The sequence below is a fragment of the Rhodopseudomonas sp. B29 genome, from assembly GCF_000333455.1.
In the GTDB taxonomy this organism is placed as follows: domain Bacteria; phylum Pseudomonadota; class Alphaproteobacteria; order Rhizobiales; family Xanthobacteraceae; genus Rhodopseudomonas.
Genome location: NZ_BADD01000117.1, coordinates 25850 through 41725, shown reverse-complemented (window position 1 = coordinate 41725; position 15876 = coordinate 25850). Strand labels below are relative to the sequence as shown.

Annotated in this window: 13 protein-coding genes, 1 tRNA gene and 1 pseudogene; 5 read left to right on the top strand and 10 right to left on the bottom strand. The window is 64.8% G+C overall.

Annotated features, from left to right (window positions below):
• The 5 genes from I5M_RS34385 to I5M_RS04395 all read right to left on the bottom strand — a co-directional run.
• The coding region (locus tag I5M_RS34385) for a DUF6538 domain-containing protein (protein ID WP_376738664.1) at positions 1-172 on the bottom strand (172 nt) is incomplete at its 3' end.
• Positions 173-309: 137 nt separating this feature from the next.
• Positions 310-399, bottom strand: a tRNA-Ser gene (locus tag I5M_RS04410).
• A gap of 157 nt (positions 400-556) precedes the next feature.
• Complete coding sequence (gene otsA, locus I5M_RS04405) at positions 557-2044, bottom strand: alpha,alpha-trehalose-phosphate synthase (UDP-forming) (protein ID WP_022720297.1); 1488 nt, start codon at positions 2042-2044, stop codon at positions 557-559.
• A 114-nt stretch (positions 2045-2158) separates the two neighbouring features.
• Entirely contained in the window at positions 2159-2959 is an 801-nt protein-coding gene (otsB, locus tag I5M_RS04400) for a trehalose-phosphatase (protein ID WP_022720296.1), read from the bottom strand.
• Positions 2960-3094: 135 nt separating this feature from the next.
• The gene (locus I5M_RS04395; protein WP_083909505.1) at positions 3095-5173 is read right to left on the bottom strand and encodes a methyl-accepting chemotaxis protein; all 2079 of its coding nucleotides are present in this window, start codon (positions 5171-5173) and stop codon (positions 3095-3097) included.
• Between the two features lie 227 nt (positions 5174-5400).
• Here I5M_RS04395 and I5M_RS04390 point away from each other — a divergent pair, with 227 nt between their 5' ends.
• The 5 genes and pseudogenes from I5M_RS04390 (at position 5401) to I5M_RS04375 (ending at position 10628) form a co-directional block, all read left to right on the top strand.
• Positions 5401-5886 carry a (2Fe-2S)-binding protein gene (locus I5M_RS04390; protein ID WP_022720294.1) on the top strand — a complete coding sequence of 162 codons (486 nt, stop codon included), beginning with the start codon at positions 5401-5403 and terminating at the stop codon, positions 5884-5886.
• 123 nt (positions 5887-6009) lie between these two features.
• Positions 6010-7162, top strand: a pseudogene (locus tag I5M_RS34380) (xanthine dehydrogenase family protein molybdopterin-binding subunit); the annotation flags it as partial.
• A gap of 93 nt (positions 7163-7255) precedes the next feature.
• Positions 7256-8353 carry a xanthine dehydrogenase family protein molybdopterin-binding subunit gene (locus tag I5M_RS34375; protein ID WP_376738663.1) on the top strand — a complete coding sequence of 366 codons (1098 nt, stop codon included), beginning with the start codon at positions 7256-7258 and terminating at the stop codon, positions 8351-8353.
• A gap of 177 nt (positions 8354-8530) precedes the next feature.
• On the top strand, positions 8531-9331 hold the full coding sequence (locus I5M_RS04380; RefSeq protein WP_022720293.1) for a xanthine dehydrogenase family protein subunit M: 801 nt from the start codon (positions 8531-8533) through the stop codon (positions 9329-9331).
• A gap of 187 nt (positions 9332-9518) precedes the next feature.
• Positions 9519-10628 (top strand): CaiB/BaiF CoA-transferase family protein, encoded by a 1110-nt coding sequence (locus I5M_RS04375; RefSeq protein ID WP_022720292.1) that lies wholly within the window; start codon positions 9519-9521, stop codon positions 10626-10628.
• A 265-nt stretch (positions 10629-10893) separates the two neighbouring features.
• Here the strand turns inward: I5M_RS04375 and fahA are convergent, their stop codons facing one another.
• From fahA to I5M_RS04350, 5 genes are all read right to left on the bottom strand, one after another.
• Positions 10894-12159 (bottom strand): fumarylacetoacetase, encoded by a 1266-nt coding sequence (gene fahA, locus I5M_RS04370; protein WP_022720291.1) that lies wholly within the window; start codon positions 12157-12159, stop codon positions 10894-10896.
• Positions 12160-12322: 163 nt separating this feature from the next.
• A complete protein-coding gene (gene maiA, locus I5M_RS04365) occupies positions 12323-12991 on the bottom strand; it encodes a maleylacetoacetate isomerase (protein ID WP_022720290.1) in 669 nt (222 codons plus the stop codon).
• Positions 12988-14334 (bottom strand): homogentisate 1,2-dioxygenase, encoded by a 1347-nt coding sequence (hmgA, locus tag I5M_RS04360; protein WP_031335341.1) that lies wholly within the window; start codon positions 14332-14334, stop codon positions 12988-12990. The genes maiA and hmgA overlap by 4 nt, the downstream gene beginning before the upstream one ends.
• A 48-nt stretch (positions 14335-14382) precedes the next feature.
• Entirely contained in the window at positions 14383-15333 is a 951-nt protein-coding gene (locus tag I5M_RS04355; RefSeq protein ID WP_022720288.1) for an MBL fold metallo-hydrolase, read from the bottom strand.
• 186 nt (positions 15334-15519) lie between these two features.
• Positions 15520-15735: a DUF2783 domain-containing protein gene (locus I5M_RS04350; RefSeq protein WP_022720287.1), complete on the bottom strand. Its 216-nt coding sequence runs from the start codon at positions 15733-15735 to the stop codon at positions 15520-15522.
• Between the last annotated feature and the right edge of the window lie 141 nt (positions 15736-15876).

The window sequence follows — 15876 nt, the reverse complement described above, 5'->3', positions numbered from 1 at the left end:
TTTGGATATTGGTGGCCATGGAGATGCTCGTGCCAAACCGCTCGATCTCAGCATTTCTCTCCCGGAAGAGAACCTCCGCGAGTTTGGGGTCGGAGGTGCCAAGCGAAAATTTGATTTCGCGTTTACCCCCATAAACTCGACAAGGTTGGCCGGCACTCGCCGCCTGAACCACCAATTTTCGCTACGGGGATTCTTCCAAGGACTCTGAATTTTAAAGGCCATTTGTGTCCACTTTCGTGTATCACTTGGCGCTTGCAGAAAGCCTTAATTCGTCTAGTGAATTTGAATCACTCGGGTTTTTGGAAGCCCTGGCGGAGAGAGTGGGATTCGAACCCACGGTACGGTTTCCCGCACACACGCTTTCCAAGCGTGCGCCTTAAGCCACTCGGCCATCTCTCCGGCGGCCTGTTCATGACCGCGCCGCGGGGATTTGGCAAGGGATCGGCGCCCTGGCCGGGGATTTTTGGCTAAGGTATTGTGGATTCGGCACATTCGGCGCGGCCGGAGAGCCCGCCCAAGGGCAGAGAAGCGACTACAATCCGCCGAATGCCCCCGCTTAGTGCAGCATTGTCCCGTCGTTGGCCTTGAGGACGCGCGGCGACCAGCTGCCGCTGGAGACCGCGATGGTGGCGCCGCTGCCGGCTGCGGCGGGGCGACTGCGGCCGTTGCCGGCGTGGGCCTTTTCCAGGGCCGCGATGAAGTCGGCGAACCACGCCTGGACGCCGCCGCTTCGCAGCTTGGCCATCATGGCTTCCCAGCGCATCCGTCGTTCGACCAGCGGCATCGCCAGCGCAGTGGCGATGGCTCCGGCCATGCCGTCGAGGTCGTGCGGATTGACGAGCAGCGCGGTGTCGAGCTCGCTGGCGGCGCCGGCATATTTGGACAGCACCAGCACGCCGGGATCCTCGGGATTCTGTGCAGCGACATATTCCTTGGCGACCAGATTCATGCCGTCGCGCAGCGGCGTCACCAGTCCGACCTGAGCGGTGCGATAGAGGCCGGCCAGCACCGCTTGGCGATAGCCCTTGTTGAGATAGCGGATCGGGGTCCAGTCGACTTCACCGTGGCGGCCGTTGACGTCGCTGACCAGCTTGGCGAGTTCGCCCTGCAGATTGCCGTAGGCCTCGATCGCGCCGCGCGACAGAGTGGCGATCTGCAGAAGCGACACGCTTCGCTTGAGCGCCGGGCGGTCGGTCAGCATGTGATCGAAGGCGTTGACGCGATTGATCAGGCCCTTGGAATAATCGAGCCGGTCGACACCGATCACCAGCTTCTCGCCGTGAAGGCTGCGGCGCAGCCGTGACACTTCCGGATGTGCCAGCGCCTTCTGGGCCTGATGCGCGAATAGATCGGCCTCGATGCCGATCGGGAACACCGCGCAGCGGGCGGTGCCGTGCGCAGTGGCAACGACACCGTTGCAAACCTGACGGCCGAGCTCGGTGCGGACGTAGTTGAGAAAGTTGGCGCGGTCCTGTTCGGTCTGAAACCCGATCAGATCGTAGGCCAGCATCGCCTCGATCAGCTCGCGATGATGCGGCACGCCGGCGATGACCGAGGACGCCGGCCACGGCGTATGCAGGAAGAAGCCGATCGGCTGATCGACGCCGAGACTGCGTAGTTCGGCGCCGAGCGCGAGGAAGTGATAGTCCTGGATCCAGAACGTCGTCGCCGGCTTGCGAAACCGCAGCAGCGCACGCGCCATGAAGCGGTTGACTTCGCGATACGAGCGATAATCGTCGTGAGTGACCCGGATCAGATCGGCGCGCGAATGCAGCGCAGGCCACAGGGCCGAATTGGCATAGCCTTCGTAGTAACCTTCATAGTGCGCCGCCGGCAGATCCAGCATCGCCAGCGCGCCAGCGCCGAGCGGCTCGACATCCGCGAACGGCTCCCGACCGGATTCTTCCCGTAGCCGCCCCGAGGAACCGACCCAGATCGCGCCGGATTTTTCCACGACTGGCAGCAGCGCCGCCGCCAATCCGCCCGTCATCGGCTCATTGGCCGACGCACGCGCCACCCGGTTGGATACGACAACGAGGTCCACGATCCCCTCCGGCTCCCGAATACGACTGACGTTGGCCGATTAACAATTGTTCATCGACTTCGTTCCTTTCTGTCGTCAGAGACTTGGTACGTCCTGCACATTGCGGACATAACGTCAGGAAACGCCGGCCCGATCGACCAGTTTTCCGAGCCATTCGCGCACTTCACGCGGTTCCTGGAACTGGCCTGCCACAAATTCGCTCTCGCGTGCGACGGCGTACGCAAGGCCTTCAAGTTCCGGCATGATCGCGAAAACGGTTTCATCGGTGACGTCGTCGCCGATGAAAACAGGCTTACGGCCGCAGAATGGCGCGTGGGTCATGAGTTCCTTGACACCGCTCGCCTTGGTGAAGCCTGAGTGCTTGATCTCGCACACGGCTTTGCCCGGCATCACTTCGAGGGGCGCATCCGGGTTCTCAGCACGAATGGCTGCGACCGACTCGTAGATCGCGCGCTCGGCATGCGGTGCTAAGCGATAGTGCAGCGCCAGTGAGTAGCCTTTGTCCTCGAGCAGAATGCCTGGGCTGATGCGTGCGATAGCAGCCAGACGACTCTTCAATTCCGGATCGAGCGGCGGGGCGTGCGTCGCGACGGCGTCACTATCGGGAGACAACCGCATCTCGGCGCCATGGCCGCCGACCGCAGGGAGCCGCAGCGGGGCGAAGATCAGGTCGATATCGTTGATGGAGCGGCCGCTGACCAGCGCCAACGCGCCCGAGGTTCGCTGGTAAAGCGCTCGCAGCGTCCGCTCGAGCTCCGGCGGCACCCAGACCTCACGCGGCGTCGGCGCAAAATCGAGCAGCGTACCGTCGATGTCGAGCAGCATCGCAGAGGCGCTCAGGTCGACGGCATCGGGAGACGGCGGCTGGGAACGCGGCGAAGGCGCCGCGGTTTCGGCGGCGGATGGCGAATTCATCTGATCTCCTCGGCTGCAGGCAAAAGCTCCGCTCGCCGGGCCGAGGCCGCGACCGCGTTGCTCGCGAAGGCGGATTGCCGCACCAACAGTCTGCGCCGGTGCAGGTTCCAGCCCAACCGGTAAATGAGGCGAGGATCAGGCGGCGCGGATATTGGCCATGAAACGGTCGAGTTCGCTGCGCAGCCGCGCGCTCTCGGACGACAGGCTGCGGGCCGATTGCAGCACCTGCTCGGAGGCCGTGCCGGTGTCGGCAGCGCCGCGGTTGACCGCCAGGATGTTACCAGCGACCTGCTCGGTGCCATGGGCGACGCTCTGCACGCTGCCGGCGATCTCGCGGGTGGCGGCGCCCTGCTGTGCCACCGCGCTGGCGATCGACGCCGAAATGGTCGATATCTCCGTGATCGTGTCGCCGATCGACTTGATCGCCGCCACCGAGTCGCGAGTAGCCTGCTGCATCTCGGCGACCTGGGTGGAGATATCTTCGGTGGCCTTGGCGGTCTGTGTCGCCAGCGACTTCACTTCGGCGGCGACGACAGCAAAGCCGCGGCCGGCGTCGCCGGCGCGCGCGGCTTCGATCGTGGCATTGAGCGCCAGCAGATTGGTTTGCTCGGCAATGGCGTTGATCAATTGCACCACCGCGCCGATCTGATCGGCGGCCTGCGTGAGCTTGCCGATACGGCCGTCGGTCTGATGCGCCTGCTCGACCGCGCCAGCTGCGATGCTGCTCGACTGGCCGACCTGGCGGCCGATCTCGCCGACCGACGCCGATAATTCCTCCGTCGCAGTCGCCACCGACTGCACATTGGCCGAAGCCTGGCGCGACGCTTCGGCGGCAGCTCCGGACAAAGTCTGGGTGCTCTCGGCGGTGCTGGTCAGACTGTCGGCAGCGCGCGCGAGTTGCTCGGCGGCTTCGGAAACGTGCGCCACGATCGCGCCGACGGCAGATTCGAATTCATCGGCGATGCCGATCAGCTCGGCACGGCGGGCCTCGCGCGACGCCGCTGCACCTTGTTCACGCGCTTCCGCGTCCTGCGCCGCCTTGCGGGCAGCCTCGACCTTGAAGGCCTCGACCGCCGCCGCCATTTCGCCGATCTCGTCGCGGCGGCCGAGCCCGGGCAGCACGACCTCGAAATCGCCGCCGGCGAGCCGGCGCATGGCCGCACACATCGTCTGCATCGGCCGCGAGATGCCGCGGCCGAGCAGCACTGCCAGGACCGCGCCTAACAGGAAGCCGCCGACGCCGAGCATGGCGACCAGCCGCTCGGTCGCCGCGATGGTGCGGTCGGACTCGTGCTCGAGCCGCTGCTGACTGGCGACGAAATCGGCCTTCATGGCATTCGAATCCGCCGCTATCGTCTGCTCGCCCTGCAACATCCGGCCGGCGCGGTCGTCGATCTCCTTGGCGTTGTCGACCAGCTTGGTCAGCGCCTGCGTGTAGTCGGCCAAAAGCCCGTTGATCTCCTTCAGCCGCTCCTTGATATCGGCGTCGTCAGCGGCGATGGCGCGCAGCGAATTTTCGACGAATTTGAGCCGCGCCAGCGCGCTGGCGGCGACGCTGCGATCGAAATTGATGACGAAGGTGCTGACCAGCGTCGTCGCCGCCAAGAATTGCCCCGACACCTGCTTGGCACCCAACTGAACCGCCGGCAGATTGTTCTCACCCGCCTCGCTGGCGAGATCCTCGATCTTGTAGCGCAGGCTGTTGCCACCGCGCACCAGCCGGTTCTGCACCAGGAGCGCGCTGTCGTTCTTCAGCGACTGAATGTCGGCGAAGACGCCGGCGAGACGATCGAATTCCCCGGACAGCCGAGCGATCCGATCGCGTTGCTGCGGATCGTCAGCCGATTGTAGCGACCGATTGATCGCCGACTTCAGCGCTTGCTGCGCTGCGATAGCAGCCTTGGCGTCGTCATCCTTGCCGGTGACGATATAGAATCGGGCCCTGGCACGGTATGCGGTCAGCGCCGAATCAATGTCGCGGGCGAGGTCGGACTGCCGCACCGCATCACGATAGCCGACCGCGACGCCCGAGACCTGCTCGAAGCCGAGATAGGCCAGCCCCATGCTGACGGCGGTGATACCGAGAACGACCGCAAAGCCGAGCGTCACCTTGCCGCGAAAGCGCAACGCAGGAAGCGCCGCGGACCATCCCCCAGGACCCGGTCGGTTCGTATCAGTCACTTGAATGCACCCCGTACCGCTACGGGCATACATCCCCGCGCCACTGCACAGAATAGCGGCGGATTATCTAAGACCGCGTAAACCACGTCCATCACACGCACCTCGCGTGATTACGGTGAAGCGGCGGCATTGGAGGCTCGCGGCGAGTCACCAAAACGTCATCAACTTCGCGCCGACATCGCGTGAAAAATCCCAGTTGCAAAGTCGGCACGGCCTGCGTCTAATTAGAATAATGAAAAATTCACTGGGAGGACTACCGCGTGTCCAAGGTCTCACTGACAATCAACGGCAAGCAGGTCACCGCCGAGGTCGAGGATCGCACCCTCCTCGTCAACCTGCTGCGTGACCATCTCAATCTGACCGGCACCCATGTCGGCTGCGATACCAGCCAATGCGGCTGCTGCGTGGTGCACATCGACGGTCGCGCCGTGAAGTCCTGCACCACCCTGGTCGGCCAGGTCGACGGCGCCAACATCACCACGATCGAAGGCATCTCCAAGGGCGACGAACTGCACCCGATGCAGGCGGCTTTCCGCGACAATCACGGCCTGCAGTGCGGCTATTGCACGCCCGGCATGATCATGTCGGCGATCGACATCGTGCATCGCTACGGCGGCAACCTCGACGAAGAAACGGTGCGGCACGAGCTCGAAGGCAATATCTGCCGCTGCACCGGCTATCATAACATCGTCAAGTCGGTGCTCGACGCCGCCTCCAAGATGAAGATGGCCGAAGCTGCGGAATAAGGCCGCCGAGTAACCCCGCCGCGCCGCGGCCTCGCCTAACAAGCCGATCATCGCATCGAAAACAGCGACTACGGGCTGCCGATCACCATCGGCGCGGCTCGATCAGTCCACAGGGAGAACACCATGGGCATCGAAGGAATCGGCGCGCGAATTGCGCGTAAGGAGGACCGCCGCTTCATCACCGGCCGCGGTCGCTATGTCGACGACATCAAAATGCCGGGCATGAGCTACGCGCATTTCGTGCGCAGCCCCCACGCCCACGCCAAGGTCAAGAGCATCGACGTGTCCGCCGCCAAGGCGATGCCGGGCGTGATCGACGTGCTCACCGGACAGCAGATCGTCGACGACAAGGTCGGCAATCTGATCTGCGGCTGGGCGATCCACTCCAAGGACGGCTCGGCCATGAAGATGGGCGCGTGGCCGGCGATGGCGCCGGAGACCGTGCGCTTCGTCGGCCAGGCGGTCGCCGTCGTGATCGCCGAGAGCAAGAACCTCGCCCGCGATGCCGCCGAAGCCGTCGTGGTCGACTACGAAGAGCTGCCGGCCGTCGCCAACATCAAGGCGGCGATCGCCGACGGCGCGCCGCAGCTGCATCCCGAAGCGCCCGGCAACATCGTCTACGACTGGGAGATCGGTGACCAGAAGGCGACCGACGAAGCCTTCAGCAAGGCCGCCAACGTCGTGACGTTCGAACTCACCAACAACCGCCTGGTGCCGAACGCCATGGAGCCGCGCGCCGCGCTGGCGAACTACGATCCGGCCGAAGAGCACTTCACCCTCTACACCACCTCGCAAAATCCGCATGTCGCCCGGCTCGTTTTGTCGGCGTTCTACAACATCGCGCCCGAGCACAAGCTGCGCGTGGTGGCGCCTGATGTCGGCGGCGGCTTCGGCTCCAAGATCTTCATCTATCCCGAAGAGATGGTGGCGCTGTGGGCCTCCAAGCGCACCGGCCGCCCCGGTGAGTGGACCGGCGACCGCTCCGAAGCTTTCGTCACGATGCGCACGCCGCGACAATGTGTCGAAGGCCGAGCTGGCGCTCGACGCCGACAACAAGATGATCGGCCTGCGGGTCAAGACCTACGCCAATTTCGGCGCCTACATGTCGCTGTTCTCGTCGTCGGTGCCGACCTATCTGTATGCGACGCTGCTCAGCGGCCAGTACAACATCCCGGCGATCTACACCGAGGTGGTCGGCGTCTACACCAACACCACGCCGGTGGACGCCTATCGGGGCGCCGGACGCCCGGAGGCCTGCTACCTCTTGGAGCGGCTGGTCGAGACCGCGGCGCGTCAGCTCAAGGTCGATCCGGCCGAGCTGCGCCGCAAGAACTTCATCACCCAGTTCCCGCATCAGACCCCGGTGATCATGGCGTACGACACCGGCGACTTCAACGCGTCGCTCGACGCGGCGCTGAAGGCGATCGACTACGCCGGCTTCCCGGCCCGCAAGGCCAAGGCGAAGAGCGAAGGCAAGCTGCGCGGCCTCGGCTTCTCCTGCTACATCGAAGCCTGCGGCATCGCGCCGTCGAAAGCCGTCGGCTCGCTCGGCGCCGGCGTCGGCCTGTGGGAGTCGGCGGAGGTGCGCGTTAATCCGGTCGGCACCATCGAGATCCTGACCGGCTCGCACAGCCACGGCCAGGGCCACGAGACAACGTTCGCCCAGCTCGTCGCCGACCGGCTCGGCATTCCGATCAGCCAGATATCGATCGTCCACGGCGACACCGACAAGGTGCAGTTCGGCATGGGCACCTATGGCTCGCGCTCGGCGGCCGTCGGCATGTCGGCGATCTTCAAGGCGATGGAAAAGGTCGAAGCCAAGGCCAAGAAGATCGCGGCGCATCAGCTCGAAGCCAGTGAGAACGACATCGTCATCGAGAACGGCGAGTTCAAAGTCACCGGCACCGACAAGTCGATCGCACTGCCGATGGTCGCGCTCGCCGCCTACACGGCACACAATCTGCCGGACGGCATGGAGCCGGGCCTGAAGGAAAGCGCGTTCTACGATCCGACCAACTTCACCTTCCCGGCCGGCTCCTACATCTGCGAACTCGAAGTCGATCCCGGCACCGGCAAGACCAGCTTCGTCAACTTCGTCGCGGTCGACGATTTCGGCCGGCTGATCAACCCGATGATCGTCGAGGGCCAGGTTCACGGCGGCTTGGTGCAGGGCATCGGTCAGGCGCTGCTCGAACACGCCATCTATAATGACGACGGCCAACTCGTCACCGCATCGTTCATGGACTACGCCATGCCGCGCGCCGAAGACGTGCCGTCGTTCAAGGTGTCGCACACCGAAACGCTGTGCCCGGGCAATCCGCTCGGCGTCAAGGGCTGCGGCGAGGCCGGCGCCATCGGCGCTTCGGCGGCGGTGATCAACGCCATCACCGACGCCATCGGCAACAACAAACTCGAGATGCCGGCGACGCCCGACCGGGTGTGGCACGCCATCCACGGCAACGCTTGAGCCAGGGAGTATTCGTCATTGCGAGCGAAGCGAAGCAATCCAGCCGAGCGCACTGAGCTGGATTGCTTCGTCGCGGAGCCTGCACTCGGACGGCGCGAAGCGCCGATCCGGGTGCTCCTCGCAATGACGGGGAGATTCAGGAACAAAGAAACAATCGATCTCTGAGAGGAGACGTCCATGTACACGACCAACTATCACCGCGCCTCCAGCGTCGACGAAGCCGCGGCGCTCTACGCCAAGGGCACCGACGCCAAGTATCTCGCCGGCGGCCACACGCTGCTGCCGGTGATGAAGCAGCGGCTGACCGCGGCCGGCGACCTGATCGACATCGCCAAGATCCCGGCGCTGATCGGCATCGAGGCCAGCGGCGACACGCTGACCATCAAGGCGGCGACCACCTACTTCGACATCATGCACAGCCAGGATGTGAAGCGTACCATCCCGGCAATCGCCCATCTCACCTCGGTGCTCGGCGATCCCGCCGTGCGCTATCGCGGCACGATCGGCGGATCGGTCGCCACCAACGACCCGGCGGCCGACTACCCGGCGGCGCTGCTGGCGCTGAAGGCGACCGTGAAGACCAACAAGCGCGAAATCACCGCCGACGAGTTTTTCCAGGGCCTGTTCATGACGGCGCTCGACGACAACGAACTGATCACTGCGATCTCCTTCCCGGTCCCCGAGAAAGCGGGCTACGCCAAGATGCGCAACCCGGCGTCGCGCTTCGCGCTGACCGGCGTGTTCGTCGCCAAGCTCAAGGGCGGCGAGATTCGCGTCGCCGCCACCGGCGCATCGCAGAACGGCGTGATGCGGGTCGGCGTCATCGAGGACGCGCTGAAGTCCAACTGGTCGGCCTCGGCGCTCGATAACATCAAGGTCTCGGACGACGGCCTGATGGCCGACATCCACGGCACCTCGGACTATCGCGCCAACCTGATCAAGGTGATGGCACAGCGAGCAGTCGAAGCTGCCGGCTGATCGCTCTTTCCATCACACGGCAAGCGGCGCGCCTTGTGCGCGCCGTTTTGTTTTTGTGCGGCACCGCAGCCCATGCTGCGATCGCAGACTGCGCTGAAAAGCAGCTTGCTCCACGTCGGCGGCCGTGATGATTTGCTCCCAACAGCAACAGCTCCGCTCAAGCGGACAACAACAATGGACACCCAAGGTGCAAGATTCAGCAACCGCTACGAAGCCCACCAGCCAGACCCGTGTTACCGGTCCGCTCGCCGGATTCCGCATCGTCGAATTCGCCGGCATCGGTCCGGGTCCGTTCGCCTCGATGCTGCTCGCCGACATGGGCGCCGAAGTGATCACGCTGGTGCGCGCCGGCCAGACGCCGACCGGCGCCTCGGCTCGCGGCCGCACGCTCGTTACCGTCGATCTCAAGAACAAGGACTCGCTCGCCGGCGTGCTGGCGCTGCTCGACAAGGCTGATGCACTGATCGAAGGCTATCGTCCGGGCGTGATGGAGCGGCTCGGACTCGGCCCCGATAACGTGATGGTGCGCAATCCCAAGTTGGTTTACGCGCGCATGACCGGCTGGGGCCAGAGCGGGCCGCTGGCCCAGGCGGCCGGCCACGACATCAACTACATCTCGATCACCGGTGCGCTCGCCGCGATCGGACCGAAAGATCGGCCGGTGCCGCCGCTTAATCTCGTCGGCGATTTCGGCGGCGGCTCTTTATATCTCGTCACCGGACTGCTCGCGGCTCTGCTCGAGGCCGGCAGGTCGGGCAAGGGTCAGGTCGTCGACGCAGCGATGTGCGACGGCGCGGCATCGCTGATCACCATGTTCTTCGACATGGCCGGCGCCCGCCGCTGGACCGAGCAACGCGAGAGCAACATGCTGGATGGCGGCGCGCATTTCTACGGCGTCTACGAATGCGCCGACGGCCAGTTCGTTTCGATCGGCTCGATCGAGCCGCAATTCTACGCCCTGCTGCGCCAGATCGCCGGCCTCGACGACACCGCGTTCGACGCGCAATGGGACGCCAAGCAGTGGCCGGCGCTGAAGCAGAAGCTCACCGCGCTGTTCAAGACCAAGACGCGCGACGAATGGTGCCAACTGATGGAAGGCACCGACATCTGCTTCGCGCCGGTGCTGACGATGTCCGAAGCGACGAAACATCCGCACATGGTGGCGCGCGAAGTCTTCATCCAGCACGAAGGCAAGACCCAGCCGGCGCCAGCGCCGCGCTTCTCCCGGACGCCTTCGGCGGCACGGCCGCCGGTGCAGGCAGAGCTGGCAGGTGTCGTGAGGGCGTGGGGTGGTTAGCCCGTAGGGTGGCGCTGAGCGAAGCGAAGCCCACGCGCAACGCGGTGCCGACTCCCGCGCGTGGGCACGGCGCTCCGCGCCTTTGCCCACCCTACGGAGTAACATCTCTCGTTCGTCATTCCGGGGCGCGCGCGGCGCGAACCCGGAATCCAGAAGTTTGGACCACGTCGGCAGTCGCGGAACAGTTCGGGATTCCGGGTTCGCTCACTTCGTGAGCGCCCCGGAATGACAAACGATAGGGCGTGCGACAGCAGCTACGCCTCAATTACTTCGCCGCCAGCACCGTGCCCTCCACCTCCCCGAATCCGACGCGGTAGCCGTCGCCCTGGCACCAGCCGCGCATCACCAGCGAGTCGCCGTCTTCGAGGAAGCCGCGCTGTTCGCCGCCGGGGAGCTGTACCGGCTGCGTGCCGTTCCAGCTCAGCTCGAGCAGGCTGCCGAGCTGATCCTTCTCGGGTCCGCTCACCGTGCCCGAGCCGAGCAAGTCGCCGACGCTCATGGCGCAGCCGCTGGAAGCGTGGTGGACCAGCTGCTGCACCGACGACCAGTACATGTACTTGAAATTGGTGGCGCTGATCCGCGCCGCTTCGGTCATCTTCGGCGTGCACAGCGCCACTTCGAGCGCCATGTCGTAATTGTTGGCGCCCTGCTGCTGCAGATAAGGCAGCGGCGCCGGATCCTGAGCCGGACCGTGCGTACGGAACGGCTCGAGCGCCTCGCGCGTCACGATCCACGGACTGATCGAGGTGGCGAACGCCTTGGCCTGAAACGGCCCGAGCGGCACGTACTCCCACTGCTGGATGTCGCGCGCGCTCCAGTCGTTGAGCAGCGTGAAGCCGAAGATCATCTGCTCGGCCTGCTGTTCGCTCAGCATCTCGCCCCTCGCCGACGGCTGACCGACCACAAAGCCGATCTCCAGTTCGAAGTCGAGCCGCTTGCACGGCCCGAAGCTCGGCACGTCCGCGCTCGGCGGCTTGAGCTGGCCGTGCGGGCGATGGATCTTCGTGCCGCTGACCACGACGGTCGAAGCGCGGCCGTTGTAGCCGATCGGAATGTGCAGCCAGTTCGGCAGCAGCGGATTGGTCTTGTCGCGGAACATCGCGCCGACATTGCTGGCGTGCTCCTTGGACGAGTAGAAATCGGTGAAGCCTTCGACGCGCAGCGGCAGATGCAGCTTGGCGTCGCGCATCGGCATTAGCGCCTTCGCCCGCAAAGCCGCATTGTCGCGCAATTCGGCATTGTCGTGACGCAGCAGTTCGCTGATCCGCGCGCGCGTCGCGCTCCAGACCCGCGGACCCAGTGCCATGAAGGCATTGATCGAGGGCTGCGCGAATACGCCGTCCGGCAAATCGAGCAGCTTCGCCGCCTGCAGCGCGGCGAGATCAAGCACGTAGTCGCCGATCGCGATGCCGACACGGGGCGACGCGTCGCTCGCCGTCGAGAACACGCCGTAGGGCAGGTTCTGGATCGGGAAGTCGGAGTCGGCCTTCACGTCAATGAAGGAGCGAAGGTGAGGATCGTTCGGATGCATGCTCAGTCCTGAGTTCGTTTAGTACAACGACGTCCCTGCAAGAAAGTCGTCATGGCCGGGCTCGTCCCGGCCATCCACGTCTCCTTGCCGCCGCGCCGCTTTCGTGGATGGCCGGCACAAGGCCGGCCATGACGGAACTAATTAGCGTCTGACAATTACAACCTCACTCCGCGTCAGGCTGCCGTCCCGGCTCCGCCGCTACGAAGGCCTCGACCTTCATCGCCTCCGCCTCGATCTGGCGGATGCGTTCGAACGGGGCGAGGTCGGCGTCGAAGCGGCGGGCGTTGAAGACTTGCGGGACGATGCAGATGTCGGCGAGCGTCGGGCTGTCGCCATAGGCGAACGGGCCCGGCGTTTGCGCCAGCCGCGCCTCGATCGCCGCGAAGCCTTGCTCGATCCATTCCTTCGACCAGCGGGCGCGATCAACCTCTCCGATGCCGAGCTCTGTCAGCCGTTTCAAAATACGCAGATTCCCGACCGGATGAATGTCGCATGCCACCGCATAGGCGATCTCGCGCACGATGGCGCGGGCCTTTGGTTCCTTCGGCAGCAGCGGCGGCTCCGGATGGGTCTCGTCGAGATACTCGATGATCGCCAAGGATTGGCCGAGGTTGAAGTCGCCTTCGCTCCAATAGGGCACCATCCCGGCCGGATTGATCCAGCGGAACGCTTCGAGGTTTTGCTCGCCGTTGCGGAGCTGCACGTAACGCTCGGCAACGACGATGTTCTTGAGATTGAGCGCGATGCGGACGCGGTACGACGCCGACGAGCGATAATAGCCGTACAGCACTGCGGCTTCGTGATCCTGTGCCTGGTCCTTGGATTTGGTCATGGCCGGGTCGGATCGAAGCGCTTTTCGAGGCCGCGCCAGCAATCGGCGTAGTCGCTCTGCAGGATGCCGGCGGTCGCCGCATATTCGGTGACGCGCTGCGGGTAGCGTGTCTCGAACATGAACGCCATGGTGCCGGTGAGCTTCACCGGCTTCAGTTCGCCGTTCGACGCGTGATCGAACGCTTCGCGGTCCGGCCCGTGCGGCAGCATCATATTGTGCAGCGATGCACCGCCCGGCGTAAAGCCCTGCGGCTTGGCGTCGTAGACGCCGTAGATCAGTCCCATGAACTCCGACATGATGTTCATGTGATACCACGGCGGCCGGAACGTGTTCTCCGCCACCATCCAGCGCTCCGGGAAGATCACGAAGTCGATATTTGCGGTGCCGGCGGTCTCGGATGGAGAGGTCAGCACCGTGAAGATCGACGGATCGGGATGATCGAAACCGATGGCGCCGACCGGCGAGAAGGTGCGTAGATCGTATTTGTACGGCGCGTAGTTGCCGTGCCAGGCGACGACGTCGATCGGCGAATACGGCAGCTGCGTCGCGTAGAGCTGACCGCCCCATTTGACATACAGCTCCGTCGGCGTGTCCTTGTCCTCATAGGCGGCGACTGGCGTCAGGAAGTCGCGCGAGTTGGCCAGGCAATTGGCTCCGATCGGACCGCGCTCCGGCAGCGTGAAGGCGCCGCCGTAGTTCTCGCACAGATAGCCGCGCGCGGGCCCGTCGATCAGTTCGACGCGGAACTTGACGCCGCGCGGCACCACGGCAATCTCGGCCGGCGCCACGGTAATCACGCCGAACTCGGTGACGAGGCGCAGGCTGCCCTGCTGCGGCACGAACATCATCTCGCCGTCGGCATTGTAGAACGCCTGATCGGTCATCGACTGGGTGATCAGGTAGATATGCGCCGCCATGCCGGCCTGGGTGTTGACGTCACCGGCCGTCGTCATGGTGTGGACGCCCTGCAGGAAGGTCATCTGTTCCTTCGGCATCGGCGGCGGATCCCAGCGCAGCTGCGCGATCGGCAGATCGTGCTCGAGGCACGGCGCCGAGCGCCAGCGATGCATGTCGGCCTTCACGAAGCGCCCGGAGTGCTTCACCGACGGCCGGATGCGATACAGCCACGAGCGCTCGTTGGCGCCGCGTGGCGCCGTGAACGGCGATCCTGAGAGCTGCTCGGCATAGAGACCATAGGCCGCGCGCTGCGGCGAGTTGCGGCCGACCGGCAGCGCGCCGGGCAGCGCCTCGGTCTCGAACGAGTTGCCGAATCCCGACATGTAGCCGGGCGTGATGCCCTGCGACGCGAGGCCGACGATCTGTGGGGCGGCGTTGATGTTCATCATCTCCTCCGAGTGCTGTGCGCCAGCCAGGTGGCTCGCGTATCGGAACTAACCCTGCAGGGCGGCCCACATTTCGCGGTCGCGCTCGGCGGTCCAGATCACCGGATCGTCGATGCCGCTGGCCTCGTCGAACGCGCGCGACACGTTGAACGGCAGGCAGTGCTCGTAAATGGCGAAGCTGGCGAACTTCGGATCCATCAACGCGCGGGTCGCGTCCCAGGTTTCTTTGAGGTTGCGGCCCTTGGCGACGGAGATCTCGGCGGCGCCATAAAGCGTGCCGATGAAATCGCGCGTCATGGCGATCGCCTCGCGCGTGGTCTCGAGGCCCTTCAGCGCGTCACCACGGCCGGGCGCGATCGCCTTGGGGTTGAATTCGCGGATCTCGTTGAGCGTCATCGGCCACTCGCGCAAATACGCGTCGCCGCAATAGCAGGCCGAGTGATACTCGACGAGATCGCCGGTGAACATCACCTCGGCATCCGGCACCCAGGCGACGATGTCGCCCGAGGTGTGACCGGCGCCGAGCTGCATCAGCTTGACTTCGCGCTTGCCGAGCCAGATCGACATCTCGCCCTCGAACGCCAGCGTCGGCCAGGTCAGGCCCGGAATGCTCTCGGCATCCTGGAACAGCCGCGGAAACCGGCCATATTCCGAATCCCAATCCTGCTGGCCGCGCTCGACGATCAACCGGTAGGTCTCCTGCGAGGCGACGATGCCCTGCGCCTGATAGGCCGAAGCACCGAGCACACGCACCGCGTGATAATGTGACAGCACGACGTATTTGATCGGCTTGTCGGTCACCGCCTTGACGCGCTCGATCACCTTGTGGGCCATCGCCGGCGTCGCCTGCGCGTCGAACACCAGGCAGCCGTCGTCGCCGACGATCACCGCCGAGTTCGGATCACCCTCCGCGGTGAAGGCATAGAGATCGGTGCCGATCTCGGAGAACGTCACATTCTTCTCGGCGAGGTCTGTGGTGGAGGCGAAGCCTTTGGCCATGTGTGGTCCTTAGTTGTCTCAAGTCATTACTTAGAGTTTGTCATTCCGGGACACGCCGTCAGGCGTGGGCCCGGAATCCATACTCCCGGCGGTGGTTATGGATTCCGGGCTCGCGCTTCGCGCGCCCCGGAATGACGAACGAGAGGGTGATCTCGTTGCAAAGTCTTGCAGGTCTTGTCTGACTGATTACTCCCGCTTCCCCTCCACCACCCGCCGCTTCGCCAGCGTCACCGCGTCACGCAGGACGGCGAGGTCGCCGATGTGATTGGCGAGGATCAGCACCAGCGCCGCATCGAGTGCAGCGCTGCTGTCGTCGCTGAGGCCGCGATGTGCCTCGACGATGAGACGATACGCGGAATCCGGATCAGCGAAGTTGCTGGCGGTGGAGAGCGCTGTCGTCATCGACCACCTCCGCAAGCTGCGGCACGCTCCCTCTCCCCGCGCGCGGGGAGAGGGTTGGGGTGAGGGGGCGCCTCCGCAAGTCTGAGCGGCTCGGCAGCGTGGAAACGCCCCCTCACCCGACCGGCGTCGCTGCGCTTCGCC